Genomic DNA, 23899 nt, shown 5'->3' with positions numbered 1-23899 from the left:
TCAATTTATAGTATAAGTAGCAATACGGTATAATGTGAGTTGAAAAGGATTTCGTTATTCATGAGATATACCCCGACACTAAAATTGAGCACTCGATTGGTCGCATTTGTCACCGTGATAGTGATCAGCGCGATGTTCATTCTTTTTATTGGTGGCACACTTTCCTTTAAGCGTATTGGACAGGAGTATTTAGACCATTATTTGGTTGGCATTGTCGACGTTGTAGATAAAGAGATGGAAGACCCTGACGCCGCGTATTCAATGCAGCGTTGGATGCCTAAGATGTTGCAGGCGAGCAATATTGTTGAGATGAAACTCTCGAACAAGACCGGCATCGTTTATCGTTTCAAAGATACCTCCCCACAAATTGATCCCAATCGTCTTTATGAGAAAAGCTTCATTTTAGAGCGTAATGAAGGCTACCGAATCGAATTTAAAGCACTTCCTCCTTATATTGGCTACAACTACTCAATGGAAGCGATGTGGTCAATTACTTTGGCTGTCGCATTGGTTCTGTTCTGTCTTGCTCGCGGTGTTCGTTGGTTGAAAGAACAACTCATGGGTTCTGAAATCTTGGAAGAGCGAGGAAGAATGATCTTGGCCGGTCAGGTTGAAGCTCATGCAAAGGGAGATGAGCGAGAGTGGCCTTATACCGCAAGCGAAGCCTTAGATGTATTGATTGAAGAGCTACAAGATGCTCGTCAAGAACGAAGTCGCTTTGATACCTTTATTCGTACCCATACTTTCCTAGATAAACTCACGGGAACGGCAAACCGAGTTTTATTCGATAATAAGCTGGAATCGGCACTGCATGAAAGTGGTGCTCGAGGCGGTGTGTTACTGATACGTATCGACGAATGGGAGCAAGTTAGTGATGCTAACGATAAGCAAACCACAGACGGCTTTATTATTGAAGTCGGTGAAGTACTGTCGAATATCGTTCAACGCTATCCCGATGTCATTTTTTCTCGCTATTACGAAGCGGACTTTGCTGTATTTATCCCTCATCAGGGCGCAAAAGATATTGCGACCTTGGCTGCTCAGTGTTTAAGGCAGTTAGATAAGCTAACTCCGCCAGAGCCTTTAGAGTCGGATAACTGGTGTCATATTGGTGTGACCATGTATACCGAAGGTGAGCGTCATAGCCAGATCATGGATGAAACGGAAACGGCACTAAAGAGTGCTCAGTTAGAGCGTATTAATAACTGGAGCCGTTACCCGAAAGAGAATAAGAATGAGCTTGATAGAGGTAGTGTTCGTTGGAGAACATTACTTGATAAAGCGCTGCTTCCTGAAAATTTAGTAATCTTTGCTCAGCGGTGTTATCTTATGCCGGAATCTGGTCAAGTTAATGAATTGCATAGAGAAATATTTACTAGAATTCAGGATCCTGACAAAGGTTTATTGAAATCGTCTCGATTTATGCCTGCGGTAGAGCAAGTGGGTTATCAAGCTCAAATGGACCAATCGGTTCTAAAGGTTGTGTTGAAATCGTTGAAAGAATCAACTCAACCTATCAACTATTCAGTGAATCTGAATGTTACCCCGTTTGCTAATAAACAGCACTTTAAGTGGTTTAGGAGTGAGTTGTTACAGCTCTCTGCTCAACACCGCTCTCAGCTTGCGTTTGAGTTTCCAGAAGGGCACTTGATTGCTCATCTTGATTATATGAGACCGGTGGCAAAGATGTTGCGAGGTTTAGGGTGTAAAGTTGTGGTTGGCCAAGCTGGGCGAACCATTGTTAGCACTCACTATATAAAGGATTTGAAGGTTAATTATATTAAGCTTCATCGAAGCCTAATAAAGAAAATCGACCAAAGGCATGAGAACCAACTGTTTGTTCGCAGCTTAATTGGGGCGTGTGGTGATTCTCCAACTCAAGTTATTGCCGTTGGAGTCGAGACAAAACAAGAAAAGAATACCTTGATAGAGTTAGGCATTAACGGCTATCAAGGGAGATATTTCGACGAAGAACAACAAATTATCCCTTTGCCTAATCAAGCAGAAAAAGCCGCGAAAGCGGAATCTGTTGTCAAAGTTGGACGAAGAAATCGATGGCGTAAGAGTAGTAGTTAAGAATGAATTTTAAAGCGATTTTAGACAAAATAAAGCCAACGAATAATAAAGGTAGCTCGCAAGTTGTCTTGCTGGGCAATGACGCCATTTATATTTCATCGACAGAACAAGATCCTCAAGTAGCCAGCATTCCCGTGGTTAATGGGGACTGGGAGAGTGCGCTAAAAAAATCGCTTAGCAGTGAGGCGTTTACCAGTAATAGCGTCCAACTGATTGTCTGTGCTAACTACTACCAAACCTACCAAATTGATAAACCGGACATTCCAGAGAGTGAATGGTCGGTAGCACTGCCTTTTTTACTCAAAGATCTTGTTTCAGAAAGAGTCACGGAAATTACTGCGAGTGCGGTCGCGTTACCAACGTCGAACAAGCTGCAAGTATATGTCCTGCCTAAAAAGCTGTTGGACAAGCTTTTGAATATCACTAATTCGGCTCAGGTTGAATTAATAGGTGTTGCTCCTGAAGATGAAATCTGGGGTTACAGTGCAGGCGAACTGTCTAATTTCATTCTTTTACAACGTAGCGTCAATTCACACTTTAAATTGGGTGCGTTTGTCGAAAATACCGTTTGTTTTCAAAGAACCATCCGCAGTGTTGTGCCACCTTTAACGGGTGTTGCGTCAAGTGCTCTGCAGTTAGATGGCCTCGCTTTAGAGCTTCAACGCTCGATTGATTACCTTTCTTCTCAAATTAAAGGCACCCAGCTTCACCAGCTTAAAATCTGTTGTGACGAAGAAGATGAAGCAGAGTTACAAAGTGCCTTAAACAGTACATTGAGCTCGACAGTTTCACTGTTGGTTGAAGGTGAGCGTGATAATTCAGAGAGTTTGTTGCTTAAACTTGCAGCTGAAAAAGAGACGTTTAAGGTCAATCTTTACCCTGAACACCTTAAGCCTAAAAAAGAATATTTTACGCTGACCAATGTTGTTGCGAGCTGGGGAGTAATTTGTGTTTTGATGCTTGGTGGTTACTTCGCAATGCAGTATCAAGTTTCTAATCTAGATAAAGAGCTAACAGCCCTGCAACAAGACTCGAATCAACTTAACAAGCAAGTTAACCAATTGAATAGTAAGTTAACTCAGCATAAACCGTCTCCAGAGAAAGTCGCGGCGGTTGCGCGTCTCAAACGTGAGACTGAGGCTAAAAAAGAGGCTTTGAAGGCTGTTGGACAATACGACGAATCCCAACAAGTCGGGTATTCTGGCGTCATGAATTCCTTAGCTAAATTAGGCCGAAATGACATTTCTCTTTCGCACATCTACATGACCCACGATACTTTAGATCTTAGTGGCTTGGCTCGTAACGCAAATGTCGTTCCGAACTGGATTGGTCAGTTTAAAAGTGAGCTTAATTTAGTCGGACGCACTTTTGAAAAACTAAAAATTGGCCGTAATGATCAGGATGTGGTGACGTTTGAGCTAAGTACTCGTCGGGAGAGTAAATAATGCAGCAGTGGAACCAGCTGAGCGATAAGTTTCTTGCATTAAGTCAAAGAGAAAAATGGCTACTTTTTGTGTGTGGTTTTGTTGGCCTATCGATGTTGTTGTTCACCTTATTGGTTGAGCCTGCGTATCTCGATCTACAAGCTAAAAATGCCAAGGCGAGCAGCCTGACTCAATCGAATCAAAGGCAGCAAGGTGAGTTACTTGTTCTGCAAGCTCAGTTAAACAAAGACCCAGACAAAGAAATTAATCGAGAGTACAAAAAGCTGCTGGTGGAGAGCCAAGATCTCTCTCTTCAGCTTTCTCAGATTGTTGATGGATTAATCACACCTTCTCAAATGTCGCAGTTACTGGAGAGCGTTCTTAACGCCGGTAATGGACTAAAGCTTGAATCGCTAGAGTCATTAAAACCAGAAGCGATTTCGAACAATAAAGAGACCAGCGAATATTCAGGCTACTTTCTTCACCCTGTAAGAATGGAGCTAACCGGCAGTTACTTTGATATCTCAGCTTACCTTCAAGCACTTGAGTCTCTACCTGTGAGTTACTACTGGCGCACATTTGAATACTCAGTAGAAGAATATCCTAAAGCTCGACTGGTGTTCGAGGTTTACACATTAGGTACTAGACAGGAGTTTATCGGTGGTTAGAACTCTTTTGTTGTCCTTGCTATTTAGTAGCTCTTTTGTGTGGGCTGAGCAAGATCCCACGGCGCCATTAGGCTGGCTTTCACCTCAACAGAAAACGGCGCCTGCTAAGAAAGCACCAACTCGTTATCGCTTGCCTTCTTTAGAAAGCATCGTGTGTAAGGGAGATACGCCTTGCTATGCGATTATGAATGGTCAGATTCTCGGACAAGGGGAAACGATCAGAGGGTACCGAGTTAAGAACATAGATCCAGAATACGTCACTCTGCAGAGAAGCTCTAAGCAGTGGAAATTAGAGATGTTCTCTTTAGATGTTAAGAATAATTAAGGTTAGAGTGAAGACATGCGTAAACTTGTAGTAGCAATCCTAGTGTCATCTTTAGTCGGCTGTTCGATGGGGCATAGAGATCCTGTTGAGATTAAAGAGTCTTTAAACGAATCAATTAATGAAGCCAATAGCAGAGCGCTTCATAAGCTGCCTTCGTCGGTTCAAGATGACCTTATGCCTCAGCTTAATTCTGACTCGATGTCTCCGGGGATGGAAACGGTTAAGCGTTTTCGTATTCAGGCAAAAGGCGTTGAAGCGAGAACTTTTTTTGCCAGCTTAGTGAAAGGTACGGAATATAGTGCGGCTATTCACCCAAGTGTGTCTGGAAACCTTACGCTTAATCTAACGGACGTGACGTTAGATGAGGTACTGGCTGTTGCTCAAGATATGTATGGCTACGATATTGAAAAGCGTGGCAAAGTGATTCAAGTTTATCCTGCCGGTCTTCGCACCGTAACGATCCCTGTCGATTACTTACAAGTTAAGCGTTCTGGTCGCTCACTAACGACGATCACCACCGGCACGATCTCTAACTCAGATTCGAATTCATCGAGCTCTTCAAACTCGAACTCAAACTCGTCAAATTCATCTAACTCTTCTAATTCATCAAACTCGACATCGAATGGTGGTACAGAGATTGAAACGACCTCTGAAAGTGATTTTTGGCCACAGCTTGAAGCGGCGGTTGCTCACTTAATTGGCTCGGGCGATGGGCAAAGCGTTGTCGTGACCCCGCAAGCGAGTGTGATTACAGTGCGTGCTTACCCTGACGAAATTCGTGAGGTTCGAGAGTTCTTAGGTATTTCTCAAAAACGCCTGCAGCGTCAAGTTATCCTAGAAGCCAAAATCATGGAAGTAACCTTGAGTGATGGTTACCAACAAGGTATTAGCTGGTCTAATTTATCTAAGTCGATTGGCAGCGGCGGTGTGGTAATTGATCGACCTGGTGGAACTTTGCCTCCATTAGATGCGATCAGCTCTTTGTTAGGCGGGCAAACCAACGTAACGATCTCAGATGGCAGTTTTGAAGCGGTATTGAGCTTTATGGATACTCAAGGTGACCTGAACGTTCTATCAAGCCCACGAGTCACAGCTGCAAACAACCAGAAAGCGGTTATCAAAGTGGGTACTGACGAATACTACGTGACGGATTTATCTAGCGCGGTAGGCAGTGGTGACAACGCGAACGTCGCACCTGAGGTTGAGTTAACTCCGTTCTTTTCGGGTATCTCCTTAGATGTGACCCCTCAGATAGATGATAAAGGTAGCGTATTCTTACATGTTCACCCAGCCGTTATTGAGGTCGAGGAAGAAGTGAAAGAGCTCAACCTTGGTTCTACAACGGGTGTGGTGCAGCTTCCTTTGGCGAAAAGCTCTATTCGTGAGTCTGACTCAGTGATTCGAGCTCGAGATGGCGATGTGGTTGTTATTGGTGGTTTGATGAAATCCAACACCAGTGATGTGACCTCTAAAGTTCCATTCCTCGGTGATATTCCAGCCTTAGGTCATTTGTTCCGTAATACCAATCAGTTAACGCAAAAAACTGAGCTCGTGATCTTACTTAAGCCAACGATCGTGGGTGTGAATACTTGGCAAAATGAGTTGGAGCGTTCACGTGATCTTCTTCAGCAGTGGTTCCCTGATGAAGAGTAATTGCTTACTTTCTCAATATAGAGTGGCAGTGTCTCACTAAGCTAGGTCGTCGTATGTATCAAGCTCACTTTGGTTTTGAACAACTGCCATTTACCTTAACGCCGAATACCGATTTCTTCTATGGTTTAGCGCCTCATTTCGAAGCGATTCAGACGGTAATCTCGGCGTTGGAAATGGGCGAGGGCGTGATTAAGGTGACCGGAGAGGTAGGCACTGGAAAAACCATGGTTTGCCGAATGTTGGTCAATCACCTACATGACTGTACAGCTCTGATCTACTTACCAAACCCTGTGTTATCAGGGGCAGACTTGCGCCAGGCGGTTGCAACAGAGCTTGGTTTAGCTGTCGATAATGAAGCAACCTTGGTTGATAACATTCAGCATAAGCTCATTGAATTGCACAATTCTGGTTTAAGAGTGGTGGCTATTCTTGATGAAGCTCAGGCTCTATCGGATGAAGCGCTCGAAACATTAAGGTTGTTTGGTAACCTTGAAACGGAAGATAAAAAACTGCTGCAGATTGTCTTATTAGGTCAGCCAGAATTGGATGCTCGATTAGAGGCTTACCACCTAAGGCAGTTTCGCCAAAGAATCACATTTAGTTCGACACTGAGACCGCTGAATCTCGATGAAACGGTGGCTTATATTGATAATCGAATCGCTAAATCTGGTGGCAGTCCTGAGTTATTCAGCTTGAATCAAAAAAAGGCGATCTGTCGTTCGTCGTTAGGTATCCCTAGATTGATAAACCAACTTTGCCATAAGGCTCTATTGCTTTCGTTCAGTGAAGATAAGAAAAGTATCGACAACCAACATCTTTTTTCAGCTATGCATGAAACGTACGATGTGTGTAAGCCTAAATTTAAAACGCCAATACTGTGGGGTTGGAATTAATTATGAGCGTCATTAACAACGCCTTGTCTGAATTGGCAAAGAAAAAGTCAGCGACTTCGATTGAAGCGGCAGTCGTACCTAAAGTAAAAACGCGTTCCCCCCTAGTTTGGGTTGTTGCAGGTTTTACGTTGAGCTTAGCGATGGGCGGTTGGGCGATATCGCAAGGCCCTGTGATTGATCAGTCTATTGTTGAGCAGTCAATCTCAACTCGAGATTTACAGGTTCAAGTCTCTGTCGTTGATGATTCAAATGGCATCCAGGAAGCCGCTCAACCTATCTCATCGCCAACTAAGAAATTGGTGACACTAGACTCTGCGATCCTTTCAACAGAAAACACTGCGATGGCAAAAAGCGCTCAATCTAAGCCTAGTGTTTCCGAATCAGTTGTTATGTCTGCCCCAAAAGCGACAAAACAACAAACACCGGCTAAACCTCTAAGCACGCCTAAAACGATTAGGACTGACATCCCCCAACCAGTTTACGTTGCTAGTGTGGCCAAAAAAGATCCTGCGTCTATCTCTAATGAGCCTGTAGCCTCTGGTGATTCAGAAAATAGCGGAATGTTGATCGAACAGGTTGAGTTAACTCCGGAACAGCTATCTGTGAATGCTCAAGGTCGAGCTCAGAAAGCGCTTGATGCGAACGATCTTACTGGTGCGTTGAAGGGCTACACTGAAGCTCTACGCTACACGCCACGAAATGAAGATGTCCGTCAGAAACTTGCGATTCTCTATTTTGGTAAAGGCGATACTCGCAAAGCCTATGAGCTTTATCAGTCTGGAATTAAGCTCAACATCAACAGTGAAAAATTGCGATTAGGGTTATCTAAACTGCTGGTTAAAGCGAATCAATCAGAAGCGGCGCTGAGCCCTTTAGTACACATGCCTCCGCATCCAACTCAAGAGTATCTAGCAATGCGTGCGGCGTTGAGCCAAAAATCACAGCAAGAAGAAATCGCACTCGAGAGTTATCAAAAGTTGGTTGAGGTCGATTCAGATAACGCTCGCTGGTGGTTGGGCTTAGCGATTCAGCAAGAACGCCAACTCGACTTCACGGCTGCTAAAGCGTCATACCAAGGTGCGTTAACCAGAGTCGGTATCTCATCTCAATCACAAAGCTTTGTGCGTGACCGGTTAAAAATACTCAATGCTTTAGAGGAGAGCGGCGATGCAAATTAGATTAAGAAAAAGACTTGGTGATTTGCTTGTCGAAGAAGGCATTATCACCGAGGCTCAAGTTGAACAAGCACTGGCCGCTCAGAAAAGTACTGGGCGTAAGCTCGGTGATGCTCTAATTGAGCTTGGCTTCTTGTCAGAACAGCAAATGCTGAGCTTTTTGTCGCAGCAGTTAGCGATTCCTCTTATTGATTTAAGCCGAGCCGTTGTCGATGTTGAAGCGGTACAGCTTTTGCCAGAAGTACATGCTCGTCGCCTTCGTGCCTTAGTGATTGGGCGCCAAGGTGACACTTTACGTGTTGCTATGAGTGACCCAGCCGATCTGTTTGCCCAAGAGTCTTTGCTTGGTCAGCTCGGCGATTACGCGCTGGAATTCGTTGTTGCTCAAGAAAGGCAATTGGTTGATGGCTTCGATCGCTATTATCGAAGAACCAAAGAGATTGCCTCGTTTGCTGAGCAACTTCACGCTGAACACCAAGTTAATGATGCTTTTGATTTCGATATCGCTGAAGAAGACAGTGATGAAGTTACCGTCGTTAAGCTGATCAACTCACTATTTGAAGATGCTATTCAGGTTGGTGCTTCGGATATTCATATCGAGCCAGATTCAAACGTATTGCGTCTTCGTCAGCGTATTGATGGCGTACTGCATGAAACATTGCTGAATGAAGTGAATATCGCTTCTGCACTTGTACTGCGCTTGAAGCTGATGGCAAACCTCGATATTTCAGAGAAACGTCTTCCTCAAGATGGTCGCTTTAATATCCGAGCTAAAGGTCAGTCGGTTGATATTCGTATGTCGACCATGCCAGTACAGCACGGTGAATCAGTGGTTATGCGTCTTCTTAACCAGTCAGCAGGCCTACGTAAACTAGAAGAGTCGGGCATACCGAGTGATCTGTTGGTTCGTCTGCGTCAACAATTGCGCCGTCCACATGGCATGATTTTGGTTACCGGCCCAACCGGCTCAGGTAAAACAACAACCTTATACGGCGCGTTAAGTGAGTTAAACGAACCGGGTAAAAAGATCATTACTGCGGAAGACCCGGTGGAATACCGCCTACCTCGTGTGAATCAAGTTCAGGTAAACCCTAAGATCAATCTCGATTTCTCTACTATCTTGAGAACCTTTCTACGTCAGGATCCCGATATTATTCTTATCGGTGAGATGCGTGACCACGAAACCGTTGAGATAGGCTTGAGAGCTGCACTGACCGGCCACTTAGTATTAAGTACGTTACATACCAATGATGCGGTAGACAGCGCGTTGCGTATGATGGATATGGGTGCTCCGGGTTACTTGGTCGCGAGCGCTGTTCGAGCAGTAGTCGCACAGCGATTAGTTCGTAAAGTGTGTACAGATTGTAAGGTTGAGGATGAGTTAGATGAACCTCGCAAGCAATGGCTGAGCGTCCGTTTCCCTAACCAAGTAGGTGTGCCGTTTATGAAAGGCCGTGGTTGCCAGCACTGTAACTTAACCGGTTACCGCGGGCGAATTGGTGTATTTGAAATGTTGGAGCTAGAGCAAAACATGATGGATGCACTGAGAGCTAATGATGCGGTAGGTTTTGCTCAAAAGGCGAGACAGTCTGAAAACTATAAACCGTTATTGGCTTCTGCGATGGAATTGGCTCTGCAAGGTGTCGTGAGTCTTGATGAGATAATGCATCTTGGCGAAGGTGATGCGTCCGGTGCCACTGACCCAATTTATCTGTAGGGGTAGAATGATATGCCAACGTATCGTTATGTAGGTCGCAGCTCTGATGGTAGTCAAGTAAGTGGGCAATTAGACGCGAATAATGAAGATCTTGCTGCTGAAAGCTTGATGAGTAAAGGGATCATTCCAACCTCTATCAAACTGGGCAAAAGTGGTGGTTCAGTCTTAGATATGGATGTATCGAGTCTGTTCTTTCCGAGTGTACCGTTAGAGGTGTTGGTTCTGTTTTGTCGACAGTTATACAGCCTAACCAAAGCGGGTGTACCACTATTAAGATCGATGAAAGGCCTCACTCAAAACTGCGAAAATAAGCAGCTGAAAGCCGCCTTGGAAGAGGTGGTTGCTGAGCTAACCAATGGTCGCGGCTTAGCGGCGTCAATGCAGATGCACCCAAAGGTATTCAGTCCGTTGTTTGTCTCGATGATTGGCGTTGGTGAAAACACAGGCCGTCTAGATCAGGCTTTACTGCAATTAGCTGGATATTACGAACAAGAAGTTGAGACTCGCAAACGAATTAAGACTGCGATGCGTTACCCAACATTCGTGATCAGTTTTATCTTGATTGCAATGTTCATTCTTAACATCAAGGTTATTCCACAGTTCTCAAGCATGTTTGCGCGCTTTGGTGTCGACTTGCCGCTGCCTACTCGTATCTTGATTGGTATGTCTGAGTTCTTTGTGAATTACTGGGGCTTAATGCTTGGAGTGATCTTTGGTCTTATCTTCGCTTTTAAAGCTTGGGTGAAGACAGACAAAGGCTTGGAAAAGTGGGATCGATTACGCTTAAAAATGCCGGTCATTGGCGGGGTAGTGAATCGAGCACTGTTGTCACGCTTCTCGCGTACTTTTGCTTTGATGCTTAAAGCGGGTGTTCCACTGAACCAGTCGCTAGCGCTTTCGGCGGAAGCTTTAGATAACCGTTTTCTAGAGTTGCGAGTTCAAGCCATGAAATCGGCCATTGAAGCCGGTAGTACGGTTTCGTCGACCGCGATTAACAGCGAAATTTTCACACCGCTCGTGATACAAATGATCTCCGTCGGTGAAGAGACGGGTCGTATTGATGAGCTATTACTTGAAGTGGCTGATTTTTATGACCGCGAAGTCGATTACGATCTGAAAACCTTAACCGCCAGAATTGAACCCATTTTGTTAACCATCGTTGCAGGCATGGTGCTGATTTTGGCGCTAGGTATCTTCTTGCCGATGTGGGGAATGTTGGATGCGATCAAAGGCTAGGGAATGCTAAATAACCTACAACGCTCACGTTTTGTTATTTGGACAGTGGTTATTCTTTTTCTTATTGTCGGTGTGCTTTCGGCATTCAAAACGGTAGAAGAAGAAGCGACTAACACGGCATTTATCGTCGCGAGCAAGCGGATTTTAGAGCAAGCCAATTTGTTCAAACAGCAGTATTTGTTATCGGGTGCTGGGCAAGAAGAAGGCTCGGAACCCCCAAAGATCTACAGCAGAACTGGGTGGGTAATGCCTATCCAAGGTACGGAGCGAGACTGTAATTATTGGCTGGATCAATTGTATCCCCAAGGAAGCATTTTAGGGCTAAGATCTCCAAGTGTTGAAGATAAGAGTGATAACATACGGTTTCACTGTAGTTATCATTATGCTGATAAGTATCAGCTAGATATATTGCTCGAAAAAGAAAGGTTTAGTGTGAAAGCCAATATTTTGGCTTTGTGAAAATATTGACAGTTTTTGTATGGTTTTATACGTGCGCGAATGTATAATGCGCGTTAATAATTAGATGAGTAGGTAGAAAATGCTTAAGAATCAAAAGGGTTTCTCCCTTGTCGAATTAGTGATAGTGATCGTGGTCGTTGGTTTATTGGCGGTTGCTGCATTACCTCGTTTTCTCGATGTAACTGATGAAGCTAAGAAATCAAGCATTGAAGGTGTCGCTGGTGGTTTTGCGACCGCTGTTTTGTCGGCAAGAGCACAGTGGGAAGCAGAAGCAAGACCGTCAGAGAAGATTGGTGTTGAGACATACAATACTGTAAATTATGATGGTGTTGATTTTTGGTTAACAAGATCAAAGAACAGTAGCAACGTCGATACTGACTTTCGAGATGGCTATCCGTGGACTCTGAACAATAATTCGAGCACCGCGCCACAAGATATTTCAGATGAAACATGTTCTGAACTGATGGAAAACTTGCTGCAAAATCCACCTAAAGTAGGTGCAGTGGCAGATGTCGCTAACGACTCAAATTACAAATATTCAGCGCAAGCGAATTCAGGTGATGCAACCTGTACTTACGTTCAATTAGAAGGTAGTACTGAGCATGAATTTGTTTACGAAATTAAAACTGGTCGTGTGACCGTAACTTTGCAGTAAGTCTGCGTAAAATTAAACATAGAGAGAGCTTAACTATGAAAAGACAAGGCGGTTTCACCCTAATCGAACTAGTGGTTGTAATTGTTATTCTAGGTATTCTTGCTGTAACTGCGGCACCTCGTTTCCTAAACCTGCAAGATGATGCTCGTGAGTCTTCACTTCAAGGTCTAAAAGGTGCAATTGATAGTGCTGCAGGTATCGTTTATGGCAAAGCTGCTGTAGAGGGCGTTGAGTCTCAAGAGTACACTGCAACGCCAGCTCCAGAAGTAGAGGGCATTACAACTTCTTTTGGTTACCCAACAGCGGATGCTGATGGTATTGGTGCAGCAGTTGTTGGCTTGTCTACAGATTGGTCTGTAACTGCTAGTGTTGCAAATACCAGTATTACATACTCATTCTCAGGCACTGCTGCTGACGCAGCGGCATGTATTGTTACTTATACGCAAGCTACTGGTACAACAGCGGCAAGTGCTGCAACTACTACTGTGAATTTAGGTACGGCAGCTGATGGCTGTGGTGGTACTGGTAACTAAGTTTGTATTTTAGACCAGCTTCGGCTGGTCTTTTATTTTGTATTCAATATGTTTTAACTGCCACTTTATCCTTCCATACCGTAATTTATAATCTAGATAGTCAAATTAACCAATTAAGGCTTATATGAATACAAAGCCAAACAAAGGTTTCACTCTAGTTGAATTGATCGTAGTGATTCTTTTACTTGCTATTATTTCAGCGACAGCTATTAGCCGGTTTGGCGGTCGCCAAGTCTACGAATTGTATGCTCTTCAAGAACAGGCATCTTCTGTCATCCGACAAATTCAGCTCAATCGAATGCAATCCAATATGGATATGTCTGTGTCAGGTGCTGAAAGCTTACGTTTAGTAGCTGCGAACAATTGTATCGGTTCGCAATCTGCTTGTGATAACACATCTGAAACAAGAAGTGATGTTATCGTTAGTGATGATTATAGCTTCGCGTCTGTACCTATCTCTAGCTACTCTTCTCCAATCGAATTCAACCTTTTAGGTAACCCTGAAAATACTGCCTCATCTGGTGTTCAAATTACCATTTCATCAAATAATAGTTCAGGCAGGGCTTGGGTTTGTATCAATTCTCAAGGTTTTGTTTATCCAAGTAATCAGGTATGCCCATGAAGTACGTAAATAGTGGCTTTACGCTTATCGAGTCGATTATTGTTATTGTACTACTTGGTTTTGCAATGCTCGCATTTTCTACTTTTCTTGCACCACAATCCGCGCTTTCAGGGCAAGTGAATTATTCCAACCGAGCTTCGGCATTAGGTCAAAGTATTATGACCGATCTTTTAGCTCGAGATTACGGCTCGGTGAGCTCCGGCACTCCAATTGAACTCGGCAGCACTTACACTAATTTTGATGTGGATTTGGTCGTTACTAACGATACGCCAACTACATCTATGCAGAAATTTACCTTAACAATTACCGCAAGCAATAATCCTCCTATCACTTTAGTCGCTTATAAAGGGGAGTATTAATGAAAGGGAAAGGGTTTACGCTTATAGAGATGATTTTAGCTATTGTCATCTCAAGTATCGTTTTGCTTGGTGTCGCAAATTTTACTGAACTCGGTATGAGAGGTTATTTTGGCTCTGTAGAGCGCTTTCGGCTACAAACCGAAGCTAGGTTTGTACTGGAAAAGCTTTCGCGTGAAGTGAGGCATGCTGTACCTAATCTGTTTCCTGCTTCTGTAAGTAGCGGTTGCGTATCATTTTATCCAATTGTTGATTCAGGTTTTTACGCTACCTCGGGGGCAGACATTAACTTTCTAGTTAGTGATACTGGAGCGACAAGTAGTTCATTACAATCTATGTCATTGGTTATAAATCCGACTAGACCACATACGGATATCAACAACCTAAATAATGTATACCCTCTTGATAGTGTGGTTCCTCCGAGCGTATCTGCTGCATACTTTTCTATTCCAAATGGAGCTAACACTCTTGTCAGTGAATCTGTAGGTAAAAGGCACTACATTTTTGACTCAAATAACCTTGTGGAGTATTGCCTTGCGAATAGTAATTTACTAACTCGTAATGGTGTCACAATAAGCGATCGAGTTATGAGTGAGAATAGCACTCTGAGTTATCAACCTGCGGATGTTCAGAGTAACGGTGTTGTTGAGTTGATTCTCGAGTTTGCAGAAAATAATGAGTCCACAGTGTTTGAGCAAGATATACAGGTGATTAATGTCCCGTAAATCAACCCAAAAAGGTAGTGCGCTAGTCATTGTCATCTTTGTTATCGTGGTGCTTGGTTTCTTAGCGACAAGTTTGAGTCGAACGAGTTGGTCTGATAATGATTCAAACACTCGAGTTGTACTTGGCACACAAGCTTGGTTGCTCAGTCACTCTGTTAATGAATATGTTATGACTCAGTTTTATCCGGATCCTGATCCTCAGGCTTCTTCTGCTGTTGCTAGTGTTTGTAGCAGCAATGCTCTCCAACCCGGAGGTGGGATTTATACGGTAGCAAGCTCTATGGTTGATGCGGCTTCGGTGAATTGCTCTCTTGAGCGAGTGCAGTGTTCCAATCGAGGAGAGCTTGATGGCTTTGTTTTCTATGTTCTAGAGTCTTCGGTAATTTGCGGTTCTGGTGTGAGCCAAGTGCAACGTAATCAAGAACTTTGGGTGAAGGAGGCTGAATGAAGCATCTTAGTATAATATTTGCGCTGCTATTTTTTTCTTTTCCTGCTTTCGCAGATTTTTCTTCGTCTCAATGTAGCTCACTTCATGCTGGAGATGATTTTTCCGTATGGTTTAAATTATCCCCTGCATCGGGGGGAGATACTATCTATGCGACGAAAAGAAATGGCGGTAGCCCTACGCCAATTTGGAGCAATGATAGTGGCGTTCGAAACCCTGTCATTGATGATAATGAAACATTAAATGGTGAGTTTTATGAAGTTTGGCTTGAATATGAAAGTAGCTCGAATAAGTCAGGATGGCTAACTTATAATTTATGGGAAGGAAGCTCTTGGCGACAAGTTGGCTCGCCTCAATTTGCTGACCTTTCAGGGCTTTCTGCAGCGATTGCTGTATCGGGAGATGGAGCTAGTGAGATTCAGTGCGATGATGATATAACTCAACCACCACCAAGTTATGTTTCGCAAGCGCAGTACCAGTTTGGAATCGCGCAATGTGCAGGCTCAGAATGTAAGATTCCTCTAAATAAACCCTTCACGAATACACCACTTGTGTTCGTGATGCCTACTATTGCTTCTAATAATCCTGACTTAGATGCCCCAGCATCGTTAATGGTTACTAATGTAACTAAAACGGAAGCCACTATCGAGCAGGTAAAAGCGCCTAAAAACGGTTGGGGTCCTGACTTAAATAGTCAACCAATGACAGAGGTAAGCTACCTTGCCATTGAACCCGGTGTTGCTGATTTTAATGGACATCAAGTAATTGCGGGTTACATAGAGACAGATGAAGCAAGTGCAAAGTTTGGTTCAAACGATAATGATAGAGTTCTCTACAGTGATTTTGGTGGAGGTACATTTTCTTCAAACCCAGTCGTGTTACATCAAATCCAAACTCGGAATAACAGTACGAAATGGATGACATCAGGAAAGGTAAAAAGAACTAATGAGCGATCTTATGTCGATCTATTTTTAGAGCTTAGTGCTTCTCACAACAGTAATCTCGATTATGAAGATGAAAAAATAGCTTTTTTAGCAACATTACCAACCAACTCCAATCTTGCAGTCGATGGTTACAAGGTTCAATTTGCAAGAGGGTATGATACACCCAGTCAAAACGGTAATGACCCAATGTTGGATGGCTGTGAGGATAAGTATGCTACCACCTCTCTAACGAATGTTGATGGAATCATCGCCAATAAACAAGAGCGGGCTGGTGGACACGGAGGCTGGTTGCGTCGATGTAATATCAATAACGATCAGGTTAGTTTTGTTGTCGATGAAGACTTTAGAGATCGCACGCATATACCTGAAGAGGTTGGTTACTTTGCTTTTGAAATGGAAGATGTTCCATTAGATATATGTGATGTTGCTCCATATGTGGTTCAGTCTTGGGGGGATAATAGTAGCTTATTATGGACTTCAAATACGGCCTCGATTCAGATTGAAGGTACCTACCAGTCTAGTGGGCAAGTAGGCATATGGGTTGACCCGACAAACCCAACCGTTAACCCAAAGACACAATGTGATGGCAACGAGTGTGTAGAGAACTCATCGCTATATATAACTGAGCCTAATATTGTCGATCTAGATTTACCAACAGGTCAAAATGTGGATGCCGGTTGGCAAGAAATCAACTTGGTTAGCGGTAAGTATAATACAGTATCCGCTGGAGGTTCAGGTACGATTAACTTGACTGGGGATACCTATTATATTGAGCATTTGATTGTAGGTGCTAGCGGTAAAATAATATTATCTCAAAATACTAAGATCTATGTGAATAGTTTTGAATTGTCAGGCGGGGGGCAAGTTATTAATAATAGCTTCAAACTGTCTATATGGGCTGAGAATTATAAAGGTAGCAATGCGTTAGTTCAGGTGGAAAGGAACTTGAATGCGCTAATTTTTAGTCGCGATAAAGTCCTTGTTACTGGTGGCAACGGTCTTATAAATGGTCGAGTAACAGCGAAAAATATAGAATTACGACCTGATGGGAAAATTATTGATGATGGTCAGTTTTGTCCTGTGCAACCATCAGATTATCAATTGGATCTGACACCTAATAAAGATTTCTCTTTATTGTGTGAAACTCCACAAGTGACGGTCATCATAACTGATTCTCAAGGGAATCCAGCCACGGAGCAAGTTGAAGTTTATATTACGACACCTGCTGGCATAATTGTTGATAGTGTTATTGAGGGGCGCCATAACGGTGGTAATTCTTATTCGACAAATTCATCTGGGATATTAACGCTCGGTTTAGATGCTGAATCAATTGGGACTTATAAAATTGAGGCTGAATTGGCGTCAGATTCCAATCAAAGTGACTCTGGCGACTTTTTAGTATCGCTATACAAATTTGAAGCGAGCGATATATATGCTGTAGCCGGTCTGGCTGCGAGCTTTGACCTGAAAGCTTTGGCTTGTAAAGATGATACGGCAACACCTGTTTTAGGTTATCTAGGGGATAAAACTCTCAATGTCTCGGACTTTTCATTGGTGCACCCCACTTCTGCCCAGGGAGCCGTTGATGGAAACTTATTGGTAAAAAGTAAGAGCGATTGGAGCGATACTTCGGTAATTTTTGAATTTGATAGTTCCGCTCAAACTACAGGTTCCGTTATTTACAGTGAAGCGGGTAAGGTTAGCTTCAAACTTTCGGACCCTACTTTTGAATGTCCAACGGGGTATGATTGTGAAGATAATGATGGTGACAGTTGGGATTCGTTAGAAGGTATCGTTGAGGTCTATGTCAGACCTTGGCAATTTGCAATCTGTACAAACAACAGTTCTGATGGCAACAGCAGTGGTGGGAATGCGTTTGTTGCAGCAGGGGAAGAGTTTGACGTGTTTGCTAAACCAATTCGATTTTCGAGTAACGCTAACCCTTCGTGTAACAATAGCTTAGTAACACAAAACTATTTGCTGTCCTCTGGTGCTGTCGTTGCAACTCATACTCTGGATACACCTAGCAATAATGGTGCAGTGCTTGGTAGCTTAGAGCCTGGCAGCCAATTGACTCAGTCTAGTTCCGATATTAGTCCTAATGATAATGGTTATAAATTCAAAAGTTTAAAGTATTCAGAAGTTGGTAGTATAAATTTTGAAGTGACTGAAGATTCGAGCAGCTTTTACGGCAAGATTCTTGGTGGATTTTCTGGAAGTAAATCAATTGGCCGCTTCTATCCGAAGTACTTCCTGCAAGAGAACCCTGAATGGAATGTCGCGAATCAAAACGACATTGCTTATTTGAGTCAACCTTATGACTCTACAGTTCACCAAGTATATCCAATGGCATCAGGTGAAGGTGAAGGTGATACGGATAATGCGCTTAATAATTACCGATTCTTTAATACAGAACTACAAGCAAAGTTTGGTGTTCTAGATGATAGCAATATAGATAACGGCTTCTTGCTAGATACGGATGCTGGGTCTTGGTCTAATGATCGTAAGCATTGGTTGTTGAACGATAGTGCCTCTGTTCTTCAGCGAGTTACGGATTCAGATGACGTTGGCCGCAGAGATGCACCGTTTAATACTTCAGATGCTAACTCCACTATTACCCACTTTGGCTTGACCGTTGCAGGAGTTGATCCTGTTTCATTTACTGACTCTGATATTTTGACTGATTCTGTCGAGTTTCCGGTCCAGCCTCCAGCTCGTTATGGTCGAATGGTGCTAGATGATATTGGTGGCAATTCTGATACTACTCTAACTATTCCATTGCGCGCTGAGTTCTGGGATGGCAGCGAGTTTATTGTTAACGAGGATGATGACCGCAGTACCTTCAATGGGGCTAATACTTGTAAACAAGTTATTTGGCACAGTGAAGGGGCGGCAACCACTTTAGTTTCACTTAACGGTAATGGAAATGTGGATGATGGAGAAGAAGAGGTCACAGCAAATCAAAATACGCCAGCAGGAACAGACGCGCCACGTGAGCAAGTTCGTCTGTGGTTAAGAATGGATGACTCTGAGCCTGATAGCGATGGCGGAAATAACATCTCATGTAGTGGCAGTGATCAAGATCAACCATGGCTACGTTACAACTGGCGCCAACTGGGTGATGAAGATCCATCCACCGTCGTCACATTCGGTATCTACCGCGGTAACGATCGTGTGATCTACCGAGGTGAAAGTGGCTTAACAGGTCAGTAATAATATAATTTTTGCCCCTTAAGTTAGGAATCTGTAAGAAATTGCGGGTTTCAGTCCATGTTTGTACTTCAATGCCTTGCCGTAACAGCAAGGCATTGGTACATTTAGTGCAATTTTTGTCTTCTAATTCTTGCAGGATGAGCGAAGAATATGTTTAAAAAACTTCGTGGCATGTTTTCAAACGACCTATCGATTGATTTAGGTACAGCCAATACCCTTATTTATGTAAAAGGCCAAGGCATTGTTCTTGATGAGCCTTCAGTTGTAGCTATTCGCCAAGATCGTGCGGGTTCTGCAAAGAGTGTCGCTGCTGTTGGCCACGCTGCTAAGCAAATGCTTGGTCGTACGCCTGGTAACATCTCAGCGATCCGTCCAATGAAAGACGGTGTAATTGCCGACTTTTACGTAACGGAAAAAATGCTTCAGCACTTCATCAAACAAGTGCATGACAACAGTGTGCTTAAACCAAGTCCTCGTGTTTTGGTTTGTGTACCTTGTGGTTCAACACAGGTTGAGCGTCGTGCTATCCGTGAATCAGCGTTAGGTGCTGGTGCTCGTGAGGTTTACCTAATCGATGAGCCTATGGCTGCTGCGATTGGTGCTGGCCTACGTGTCTCTGAGCCAACAGGTTCAATGGTTGTTGATATCGGTGGTGGTACTACTGAAGTTGCGGTTATCTCACTGAACGGTGTGGTTTACTCGTCTTCTGTTCGCATTGGTGGTGACCGTTTTGATGAAGCGATCATCAACTACGTTCGTCGTAACTACGGCAGCTTGATCGGTGAAGCGACAGCAGAGAAGATCAAACACGAAATCGGTTCAGCTTACCCTGGCGATGAAGTCGAAGAGATCGAAGTACGTGGTCGTAACCTTGCTGAAGGTGTGCCTCGTAGCTTTAGCCTAAACTCAAACGAAATCCTTGAAGCACTTCAAGAACCTCTATCTGGCATCGTATCTGCAGTCATGGTTGCACTTGAACAGTGTCCACCAGAGCTGGCTTCTGATATCTCAGAAAACGGTATGGTACTAACAGGTGGTGGTGCACTGCTTAAAGACCTTGATCGCCTGTTAACAGAAGAAACAGGTATCCCTGTTGTTGTTGCAGAAGAGCCATTAACGTGTGTTGCTCTAGGTGGCGGTAAAGCGCTAGAGATGATCGACATGCACGGCGGCGATCTGTTCAGCGAAGAATAATATCTAGTGTTAGGCTCTTTTCTTATCTAGTTTTATGTAAAGAGCCTAGGACCTTGTCTATAGGATCAAATGTAGCTCTAGGACCAAATATAGAATGAAGCCAATTTTTGGTAGAGGTCCCTCTCTACAATTGCGCCTGTTTTTTGCTGTAATTTTATCAGCCAGCCTTATGCTGGCTGATAGTCGTTTAGATGCTTTCTCAAATGTTCGCTATCTATTAAACAGCATGGTTGCGCCTATTCAATATGCAGCCAACTTGCCTCGCACTATGTTCGATGGTGTTTACGACCGTTTTAGCACTCGCAAAGGGTTAATTGAATCTAACCATAATATTAAACGAGAAGTCTTGCGTCTGAAGAGCGAGCTGATTCTGCTTGAGCAATATCAAGAAGAAAACAAGCGCCTTCGTAAGCTGTTAGGCTCGCCGTTTATCCGTGATGAGAAGAAAGTCGTCACAGAAGTTATGGCGGTAGACACTTCACCATATCGCCATCAAGTCGTGATCGACAAAGGTCAGATTGATGGGGTGTATGAAGGTCAGCCGGTGATCAACGAAAAAGGCATTGTCGGCCAAGTCACTTTCGTTGCTGCGCATAATAGTCGTGTATTACTACTCACTGATGCAAACAATGCGATTCCTGTTCAGGTTATTCGTAATGACATCCGTGTGATTGCTTCGGGCAATGGCATGATTGATGAGATCCAGCTAGAGCACATTCCAACCAGTACCGATATACAAGAAGAAGATCTGTTGGTGACATCAGGTCTTGGTGGGGTATATCCAGAAGGTTATCCAGTCGCCTATGTTACGGCCGTTGATTACGACCCGAAACGTGAGTTCGCTGTGATTAAAGCAGAGCCTGTGGTTGAGTTCGATAAGCTCAGATACCTGCTGCTTGTATGGCCTGATGAAAACAAACAGATGCAAGCGGATCAATCGAGCATAGAACAAGCATTGTTAGAGGGCGAAGATGGCCAATAGCGTTTTGAGAAGCAAGGTAGTAATTTTCTGCTCATTTTTAATAGCACTGACTCTGCAGACGATCCCTTGGCCTGGTAGCTTAGATTTATTTAGACCATCTTGGTTACTGCTGGTTACGTGTTACTGGGTTTTGGCTCTACCGCATCGTGTTAACGTGGGTAGTGCTTTGATTTTAGGCTTATTGTGGGACCTTTTGATCGGCTCTACTCTGGGTATTCGAGGCATGATGATGGCAATAGTGATGTACATTATTGCGATGAACTTCCTCGTCATTCGTAACATGGCGTTATGGCAGCAAGCGATGATCATTGCCGCGTTAACGGTCTTGTTTGAGGTGTTGATCTTCTTTGGTGAATATTTGATCCAAGATGTTGTTTTCAATCCGTTATCGTTATGGAGCGCATTGATAAACTGTATACTTTGGCCTTGGATGTTTTTATTAATGAGACGCGTGCGTCGCCATTGGCATGTGAGGTAGCGTGACGATGGAAAAGAAACATTTAGTTTTGGCATCCGGCTCTCCACGCCGCAAAGAATTGCTATCTCAACTCGGTTATGAGTTTTCTGTCCTCGTAACCGATGTTGAAGAGTGTAAACACGCTCAAGAAACCGCCGAAGAATATGTTAAGCGACTATCTTTAGATAAAGCTTTAGCTGCGTTGTCTTTATTGAAAGATAACCCTTCTGAAAGGCAGCATGTCGTTCCTAGTTCTGATACTGTAGATAATGGCTCTGATATAGTCGTTCTTGGTTCTGACACAGTCGTCGTAAGCCAAGGGCAAGTGCTTGAGAAACCCACCGATTTTGCTGACTCTAAGCGCATGCTTACTCAGTTAGCGAATGAACGTCACCAAGTGATGACGGCGGTTTCTGTGGTTTCAGAAGAAAAACAAAGAACAGAAATCATTATTACCGACGTATGGTTTAAACCCCTCAGTGAAAAAGAAATAGAACAATACTGGCAAACAGGGGAGCCATGCGATAAAGCCGGTAGCTATGGGATCCAAGGTTTGGGCGGACGCTTTGTCACCCGAATCGAAGGTAGTTATTACGCCGTTGTCGGCTTACCTTTATTTGAAACGGACCAGCTACTGCAAGAATTCTTATAATTACTAATCTGAGGTGCACCATGAGTGCTGAATTGTTGCTGAACGTGACCCCGAGTGAAACTCGTGTGGCCATGATTGAAGGGGGGGCTCTTCAAGAGATCCATGTCGAACGAGATGCTCGACGCGGTATCGTAGGAAATATCTATAAAGGACGTGTAAGCCGTGTTCTTCCGGGAATGCAGGCGGCTTTTGTGGATATAGGCCTTGAGAAAGCAGCTTTTTTACACGCCTCTGATATTGTCCCACACACTGAATGTGTCGCTGAAAACGAAAAGAAACAATTTCAGGTTCGTGATATTTCAGAGCTTGTCCGTCAAGGGCAAGACATTGTGGTGCAAGTGGTCAAAGACCCTCTTGGTACTAAAGGTGCTCGCTTAACCACTGATATCACTCTACCGTCTCGTTATCTGGTATTTATGCCGGGCGCAAGTCATGTTGGTGTATCTCAACGTATCGACAGCGAGTCTGAACGTAACCGTCTTAAAAAAGTCGTGTCTCGTTACTGTGACGAACACGGTGGCTTCATCATCCGCACAGCAGCAGAAGGTGCAGATTCAAATGAGTTGGCACAAGATGCCGCATTCTTGAAGCGATTATGGCTAAAAGTATTAGAGCGTCGTGGTAAGCACAAGGCGCGTACTCGTTTGTATGGTGAGCTTTGCTTAAGCCAACGTATCTTACGTGACTTCGTCGGTACTGAGCTGAGCAAGATTCAGGTCGATTCTCGTCTAGAATATGAAAACCTAAAAGAGTTTACCTCTGAATACGTGCCTGAGCTGACAGACAAGCTTGAGCTGTATGAAGGTGATAAGCCTATCTTTGATATGTACGATACCGAGAACGAAATTCAGCGTTCATTGGATCGTAAAGTCGAATTAAAGTCTGGTGGATATCTGATTATCGACCAAACTGAAGCGATGACCACGGTTGATATCAACACTGGCGCGTTTGTTGGTCGTCGTAATCTAGAAGAGACGATTTTCAACACCAATGTAGAAGCGACTCAAGCGATTGCTCGTCAGCTGCGTCTACGTAACTTAGGTGGCATCATCATTATCGACTTTATTGATATGTTGTCTGAGGAACATCGTAAGCGAGTACTAACTTCTTTAGAGGCTGCGCTCGACAAAGACCGTGTGAAAACCAATATTAATGGCTTCACGCAGCTTGGGTTGGTTGAGATGACTCGTAAACGTACTCGTGAAAGTATTGAGCATATCCTATGTTCGAGCTGTCCTGCTTGTGAAGGCCGCGGCAGTGTGAAGACAGTTGAAACCGTTTGTTATGAAATTCTTCGAGAGATCACGCGAGTGAATCGTGCGTATGACGCCGATAAATTTGTGGTCTATGCGGCAGCTGCCGTAGCTGAGGCGTTAGAGGGCGATGAATCTCATGCGCTTGCGGAGCTTGAAGTCTTTATTGGTAAGCAAGTTAAAATCCAGGCTGAGCCTCTGTACATACAAGAGCAGTTTGATGTTGTTATGATGTAATGGAA

The 23899-nt window shown here is 43.7% G+C and carries 22 protein-coding genes; all 22 read left to right on the top strand.

What is annotated here, in order from left to right:
* The first annotated feature begins 60 nt into the window (after window positions 1–60).
* The 22 genes from csrD to rng all read left to right on the top strand — a co-directional run bounded on the left by csrD (window position 61) and on the right by rng (window position 23894).
* Complete coding sequence (csrD, locus tag A136_RS12475; RefSeq protein WP_017062969.1) at window positions 61–2076, top strand: RNase E specificity factor CsrD; 2016 nt, start codon at window positions 61–63, stop codon at window positions 2074–2076.
* Window positions 2077–2078: 2 nt separating this feature from the next.
* The gene (locus tag A136_RS12470; protein WP_017061344.1) at window positions 2079–3521 is read left to right on the top strand and encodes an MSHA biogenesis protein MshI; all 1443 of its coding nucleotides are present in this window, start codon (window positions 2079–2081) and stop codon (window positions 3519–3521) included.
* Entirely contained in the window at window positions 3521–4168 is a 648-nt protein-coding gene (gene pilO, locus A136_RS12465; RefSeq protein WP_017061345.1) for a type 4a pilus biogenesis protein PilO, read from the top strand. The genes A136_RS12470 and pilO overlap by 1 nt, the downstream gene beginning before the upstream one ends.
* On the top strand, window positions 4161–4493 hold the full coding sequence (locus tag A136_RS12460; protein ID WP_017061346.1) for a hypothetical protein: 333 nt from the start codon (window positions 4161–4163) through the stop codon (window positions 4491–4493). Before pilO ends, A136_RS12460 begins: the two co-directional genes overlap by 8 nt.
* 15 nt (window positions 4494–4508) lie before the next feature.
* Window positions 4509–6146: a pilus (MSHA type) biogenesis protein MshL gene (mshL, locus tag A136_RS12455; RefSeq protein ID WP_017062968.1), complete on the top strand. Its 1638-nt coding sequence runs from the start codon at window positions 4509–4511 to the stop codon at window positions 6144–6146.
* A 53-nt stretch (window positions 6147–6199) separates the two neighbouring features.
* Entirely contained in the window at window positions 6200–7039 is an 840-nt protein-coding gene (locus A136_RS12450; protein ID WP_017061348.1) for an ExeA family protein, read from the top strand.
* A gap of 2 nt (window positions 7040–7041) precedes the next feature.
* Entirely contained in the window at window positions 7042–8217 is a 1176-nt protein-coding gene (locus A136_RS12445; protein ID WP_017062967.1) for a tetratricopeptide repeat protein, read from the top strand.
* On the top strand, window positions 8207–9931 hold the full coding sequence (locus A136_RS12440) for a GspE/PulE family protein (RefSeq protein ID WP_017062966.1): 1725 nt from the start codon (window positions 8207–8209) through the stop codon (window positions 9929–9931). The genes A136_RS12445 and A136_RS12440 overlap by 11 nt, the downstream gene beginning before the upstream one ends.
* Before the next feature lie 12 nt (window positions 9932–9943).
* Window positions 9944–11167, top strand: a complete 1224-nt coding sequence (locus A136_RS12435; RefSeq protein ID WP_017061351.1) for a type II secretion system F family protein — start codon at window positions 9944–9946, stop codon at window positions 11165–11167.
* Between the two features lie 3 nt (window positions 11168–11170).
* Complete coding sequence (locus A136_RS12430) at window positions 11171–11626, top strand: hypothetical protein (protein ID WP_017062965.1); 456 nt, start codon at window positions 11171–11173, stop codon at window positions 11624–11626.
* A gap of 79 nt (window positions 11627–11705) precedes the next feature.
* Window positions 11706–12281: a prepilin-type N-terminal cleavage/methylation domain-containing protein gene (locus A136_RS12425; protein ID WP_017062964.1), complete on the top strand. Its 576-nt coding sequence runs from the start codon at window positions 11706–11708 to the stop codon at window positions 12279–12281.
* 35 nt (window positions 12282–12316) lie between these two features.
* Entirely contained in the window at window positions 12317–12814 is a 498-nt protein-coding gene (locus A136_RS12420) for a type II secretion system protein (RefSeq protein WP_017062963.1), read from the top strand.
* A gap of 124 nt (window positions 12815–12938) precedes the next feature.
* Entirely contained in the window at window positions 12939–13436 is a 498-nt protein-coding gene (locus A136_RS12415) for a prepilin-type N-terminal cleavage/methylation domain-containing protein (protein ID WP_017062962.1), read from the top strand.
* Window positions 13433–13795: a type IV pilus modification PilV family protein gene (locus A136_RS12410; RefSeq protein ID WP_017062961.1), complete on the top strand. Its 363-nt coding sequence runs from the start codon at window positions 13433–13435 to the stop codon at window positions 13793–13795. The genes A136_RS12415 and A136_RS12410 overlap by 4 nt, the downstream gene beginning before the upstream one ends.
* The gene (locus tag A136_RS12405) at window positions 13795–14517 is read left to right on the top strand and encodes a PilW family protein (RefSeq protein WP_017062960.1); all 723 of its coding nucleotides are present in this window, start codon (window positions 13795–13797) and stop codon (window positions 14515–14517) included. Before A136_RS12410 ends, A136_RS12405 begins: the two co-directional genes overlap by 1 nt.
* Complete coding sequence (locus A136_RS12400) at window positions 14507–14965, top strand: hypothetical protein (RefSeq protein ID WP_017062959.1); 459 nt, start codon at window positions 14507–14509, stop codon at window positions 14963–14965. The genes A136_RS12405 and A136_RS12400 overlap by 11 nt, the downstream gene beginning before the upstream one ends.
* Window positions 14962–19119 carry a DUF6701 domain-containing protein gene (locus A136_RS12395; protein ID WP_017062958.1) on the top strand — a complete coding sequence of 1386 codons (4158 nt, stop codon included), beginning with the start codon at window positions 14962–14964 and terminating at the stop codon, window positions 19117–19119. The genes A136_RS12400 and A136_RS12395 overlap by 4 nt, the downstream gene beginning before the upstream one ends.
* Before the next feature lie 150 nt (window positions 19120–19269).
* On the top strand, window positions 19270–20313 hold the full coding sequence (locus A136_RS12390; RefSeq protein ID WP_017062957.1) for a rod shape-determining protein: 1044 nt from the start codon (window positions 19270–19272) through the stop codon (window positions 20311–20313).
* A 94-nt stretch (window positions 20314–20407) separates the two neighbouring features.
* Window positions 20408–21295 (top strand): rod shape-determining protein MreC, encoded by an 888-nt coding sequence (gene mreC, locus A136_RS12385; RefSeq protein ID WP_004735927.1) that lies wholly within the window; start codon window positions 20408–20410, stop codon window positions 21293–21295.
* Window positions 21285–21773: a rod shape-determining protein MreD gene (gene mreD / locus A136_RS12380; protein WP_017062956.1), complete on the top strand. Its 489-nt coding sequence runs from the start codon at window positions 21285–21287 to the stop codon at window positions 21771–21773. Before mreC ends, mreD begins: the two co-directional genes overlap by 11 nt.
* Window positions 21774–21780: 7 nt before the next feature.
* Window positions 21781–22404: a Maf family protein gene (locus A136_RS12375; protein WP_017062955.1), complete on the top strand. Its 624-nt coding sequence runs from the start codon at window positions 21781–21783 to the stop codon at window positions 22402–22404.
* Window positions 22405–22424: 20 nt separating this feature from the next.
* Window positions 22425–23894, top strand: coding sequence for a ribonuclease G (rng, locus tag A136_RS12370; RefSeq protein ID WP_017061363.1), 1470 nt, complete (start codon window positions 22425–22427; stop codon window positions 23892–23894).
* The last annotated feature ends 5 nt before the right edge of the window (window positions 23895–23899 follow it).

It is taken from the genome of Vibrio crassostreae 9ZC13 (assembly GCF_000272045.2).
GTDB classification, from domain to species: Bacteria; Pseudomonadota; Gammaproteobacteria; order Enterobacterales; family Vibrionaceae; genus Vibrio; species Vibrio crassostreae_C.
Note: the sequence above shows the minus strand (reverse complement) of the source record. Positions and strands in the feature narration are given on the sequence as shown.

Bases quoted from the DNA above. Each gene is read 5' to 3' on its own strand.
- csrD (WP_017062969.1), top strand. From the start codon at position 61: ATGAGATATACCCCGACACTAAAATTGAGCACTCGATTGGTCGCATTT.
- A136_RS12470 (WP_017061344.1), top strand. From the start codon at position 2,079: ATGAATTTTAAAGCGATTTTAGACAAAATAAAGCCAACGAATAATAAA.
- pilO (WP_017061345.1), top strand. From the start codon at position 3,521: ATGCAGCAGTGGAACCAGCTGAGCGATAAGTTTCTTGCATTAAGTCAA.
- mshL (WP_017062968.1), top strand. From the start codon at position 4,509: ATGCGTAAACTTGTAGTAGCAATCCTAGTGTCATCTTTAGTCGGCTGT.
- A136_RS12450 (WP_017061348.1), top strand. From the start codon at position 6,200: ATGTATCAAGCTCACTTTGGTTTTGAACAACTGCCATTTACCTTAACG.
- A136_RS12445 (WP_017062967.1), top strand. From the start codon at position 7,042: ATGAGCGTCATTAACAACGCCTTGTCTGAATTGGCAAAGAAAAAGTCA.
- A136_RS12440 (WP_017062966.1), top strand. From the start codon at position 8,207: ATGCAAATTAGATTAAGAAAAAGACTTGGTGATTTGCTTGTCGAAGAA.
- A136_RS12435 (WP_017061351.1), top strand. From the start codon at position 9,944: ATGCCAACGTATCGTTATGTAGGTCGCAGCTCTGATGGTAGTCAAGTA.
- A136_RS12430 (WP_017062965.1), top strand. From the start codon at position 11,171: ATGCTAAATAACCTACAACGCTCACGTTTTGTTATTTGGACAGTGGTT.
- A136_RS12425 (WP_017062964.1), top strand. From the start codon at position 11,706: ATGCTTAAGAATCAAAAGGGTTTCTCCCTTGTCGAATTAGTGATAGTG.
- A136_RS12420 (WP_017062963.1), top strand. From the start codon at position 12,317: ATGAAAAGACAAGGCGGTTTCACCCTAATCGAACTAGTGGTTGTAATT.
- A136_RS12415 (WP_017062962.1), top strand. From the start codon at position 12,939: ATGAATACAAAGCCAAACAAAGGTTTCACTCTAGTTGAATTGATCGTA.
- A136_RS12410 (WP_017062961.1), top strand. From the start codon at position 13,433: ATGAAGTACGTAAATAGTGGCTTTACGCTTATCGAGTCGATTATTGTT.
- A136_RS12405 (WP_017062960.1), top strand. From the start codon at position 13,795: ATGAAAGGGAAAGGGTTTACGCTTATAGAGATGATTTTAGCTATTGTC.
- A136_RS12400 (WP_017062959.1), top strand. From the start codon at position 14,507: ATGTCCCGTAAATCAACCCAAAAAGGTAGTGCGCTAGTCATTGTCATC.
- A136_RS12395 (WP_017062958.1), top strand. From the start codon at position 14,962: ATGAAGCATCTTAGTATAATATTTGCGCTGCTATTTTTTTCTTTTCCT.
- A136_RS12390 (WP_017062957.1), top strand. From the start codon at position 19,270: ATGTTTAAAAAACTTCGTGGCATGTTTTCAAACGACCTATCGATTGAT.
- mreC (WP_004735927.1), top strand. From the start codon at position 20,408: ATGAAGCCAATTTTTGGTAGAGGTCCCTCTCTACAATTGCGCCTGTTT.
- mreD (WP_017062956.1), top strand. From the start codon at position 21,285: ATGGCCAATAGCGTTTTGAGAAGCAAGGTAGTAATTTTCTGCTCATTT.
- A136_RS12375 (WP_017062955.1), top strand. From the start codon at position 21,781: ATGGAAAAGAAACATTTAGTTTTGGCATCCGGCTCTCCACGCCGCAAA.
- rng (WP_017061363.1), top strand. From the start codon at position 22,425: ATGAGTGCTGAATTGTTGCTGAACGTGACCCCGAGTGAAACTCGTGTG.